The following is a 2,695-nucleotide window of genomic DNA, read 5'->3' on the forward strand; positions in this document are numbered from 1 at the left end:
ATTGATAATTATAGCCTTATATATTTTTTTTATACTATTAGTATTATGAGTTTTATTTTTTAATATAAATAGAATAATTTTTAATCAATAATGCAAACTAAGTATGGAGGTGTTATTATGGTAAATTTAACTACAAAAGAAAGACTTTTACTTGAAGATGAGAAAAGTCATGAAATTTTATGCGTTTCAAAATATAAGGATTATGCTAATAGAGCTAGCTGCCAAGAACTTAAAAACTTATTTTCTTCTTTAGCACAAAAAGAACAACAACATCTAGATACCGTTAATCAAATTTTAAATGGTACAGTTCCAAATGTTAACTCAGGTAGTCAAAACTCTCAAAATCAACAAATGACACAAGATAATACACTTTCTATGCCAAATATAGGAAGTAATGTATCTAATGGTGCATACGATGAAAACGATAAAATGTTGTGTCAAGATTGTTTGTCCACTGAAAAATATGTATCTGCTACATATAATACTGCTATATTTGAATTTAAAGACAAGAATATAAGACAAGTTCTAAATCATATTCAAAAAGAAGAACAAGAACATGGAGAAAAAATTTATAACTATATGAGTCAACACAATATGTATAATTAGACATATATCAGTAAAATCCCGTAAAAAAACTACTTTTATTACGGGATTTTTTAATTTTATTTTATTCTTATTGATTATCCTACTGTTTTTTATTACACTTTTATTAAATATTATATAAGAAGGTGTATATATGAACGAGTTTGTTATGAGGTTTGCCGAAAAAAAAGATGCCGAATCAATTTTAAAAATTTACGCACCTTATGTAGTTAATACTTCAATAACATTTGAGTATACTGTACCTACAATAGAAGAAATAGGCACTAGAATTGAGGAAATTAAAGGGAATTACCCTTATATAGTATGTGAATCCTATAATAATGTTATAGGATATGCCTATGCAAATAAAGCAATGATTCGAGATGCTTGTAATTGGAATGCGGAACTTTCTATTTATGTTGACAGGAAACATACTCATAAAGGCATTGGCAGAGGATTATATACTTGTATTTTAGAAATTCTAGCTCATCAAAATGTGAAAAATGTATACTCTATAATAACGGTTCCAAATAATAATAGCATTAAGCTTCATGAATTTTTTGGATTCAAAAAACTAGGATCTTATCCTAATTGTGGATATAAATTAGGCAAATGGCATGATATTATTATAATGGGAAGAAATTTAGGCAATCATAAAAAACCTCCAAATCCATTTATAAAAATAACTGATGTAAGTAATGATATAACAAATGGCATACTTAATGTGGTATCAAGTATAATCAATAATAGAATTTAACGTAAAACTCAGCATAGCATATTATGTTGAATTTTCTAGCAAGGATAAAATCAATTTTTTATAATAAAATGAAATTATTTCCTATTTAAAATAGCCTTAATTTGGCAAACTAATGCTTATAGGAGTGGTTTTATGTTTAAAAAAGAATTAATCTTAACTTTATTAAATACAAATAGAATTGGAAGAAAAACAATAAATAAATTAATACATAAATCATTACCATTATCTACTCATCCTCAGTGTATTTTAAATTTTATTTTAGCAAACCTGCCAAACTATAATTCCGATTTAACAATTCAAGATATAATACTTGCTAAAAATAAAAGTTTAAATATTATTGATTACTGTGAAAAAACTAATATAAAAATAATGACAATCTTAGATGAAGACTTCCCCTTAAAACTTAGGATTATTCCTGATAATCCTGTAATTATATTTTATAAAGGAAACAAATCATGTATTATTAATAATAAATCTGTGGCAATTATAGGCACTCGCTCCCCCACATTAGAAAGCGAGGAAATTACTAAAAAACTAGCTAAGTCCTTTTCCACTAATAATTACACAATTGTTAGTGGATTGGCCCATGGTATAGATTGTAATGCTCATGTATCCACATTAAAAAATCATAAAAAAACATTGGCAGTTTTACCTGGTGGAATTTCAAATATTTATCCGGCAGATCATAAATATTTATGTGATGAGATTCTTTATAATGATGGATGTATCTTTAGTGAATATTTTCCTTTTGAAACACCTTATAAAAACCACTTTATCGAAAGGGATCGTTTACAAAGTGCTCTATCCCTTGGTGTAATAGTTGTTGAGTGTGATACAAAAAGTGGAACTATGCATACAGTTAATTTTGCAAAAGAACAAAGCAAGATAGTCTGTTGTTATAAACATGATAATATGCAATATAGTTGTAGAAGTGGTAACATAAAACTATTAAAAGATAAAAATACGATTATAATTGATAATAACTTTAATATAAACCTATTAGAAGATTTACTAAGAGATAAATTGCATGAAATAAATAATCTAACTTTTGACTTAATATTATCAAATGAACAGATATATTTTAACATTTAACAATTAAATTTATTTTTCTTGTGAATTATTATAAGTTGAACTACAATTATTAATAAGTAATTTATTAATGGTATTTAATGTAGATTTACTATTTTTAAATTATTTCTCCTTGTATTATTATATTTCGAAAACAGGCTCATAAATTTATGAGCCTGTTTTTGGTGTATAAAGTTAATATATATTTATTCAGAGTTTTATAAAGAACAACTTAAAAAAGGACCTGATTAGGTCCCTTTTTAAGGTAAAAGGTTTTTCATCTTATTG

Annotated in this window: 3 protein-coding genes; all 3 read left to right on the forward strand. The window is 25.6% G+C overall.

Annotated features, from left to right (window positions below; all coding sequences use genetic code 11):
• Window positions 1–117: 117 nt before the first annotated feature.
• The 3 genes from NSA58_RS18525 (at window position 118) to dprA (ending at window position 2,431) form a co-directional block, all read left to right on the forward strand.
• Window positions 118–606, forward strand: coding sequence for a spore coat protein (locus NSA58_RS18525; protein ID WP_039681191.1), 489 nt, complete (start codon window positions 118–120; stop codon window positions 604–606).
• Between the two features lie 130 nt (window positions 607–736).
• On the forward strand, window positions 737–1,339 hold the full coding sequence (locus tag NSA58_RS18530; RefSeq protein WP_039681190.1) for a GNAT family N-acetyltransferase: 603 nt from the start codon (window positions 737–739) through the stop codon (window positions 1,337–1,339).
• 132 nt (window positions 1,340–1,471) lie between these two features.
• A complete protein-coding gene (gene dprA / locus NSA58_RS18535) occupies window positions 1,472–2,431 on the forward strand; it encodes a DNA-processing protein DprA (protein WP_074079545.1) in 960 nt (319 codons plus the stop codon).
• Window positions 2,432–2,695: the final 264 nt, after the last annotated feature.

The sequence above is a fragment of the Terrisporobacter muris genome, from assembly GCF_024621905.1.
GTDB lineage: Bacteria > Bacillota > Clostridia > Peptostreptococcales > Peptostreptococcaceae > Terrisporobacter > Terrisporobacter muris.

Excerpts from the sequence above, each read along its gene's own strand:
- NSA58_RS18525 (WP_039681191.1), top strand. The coding sequence starts at position 118 with ATGGTAAATTTAACTACAAAAGAAAGACTTTTACTTGAAGATGAGAAA.
- NSA58_RS18530 (WP_039681190.1), top strand. The coding sequence starts at position 737 with ATGAACGAGTTTGTTATGAGGTTTGCCGAAAAAAAAGATGCCGAATCA.
- dprA (WP_074079545.1), top strand. The coding sequence starts at position 1,472 with ATGTTTAAAAAAGAATTAATCTTAACTTTATTAAATACAAATAGAATT.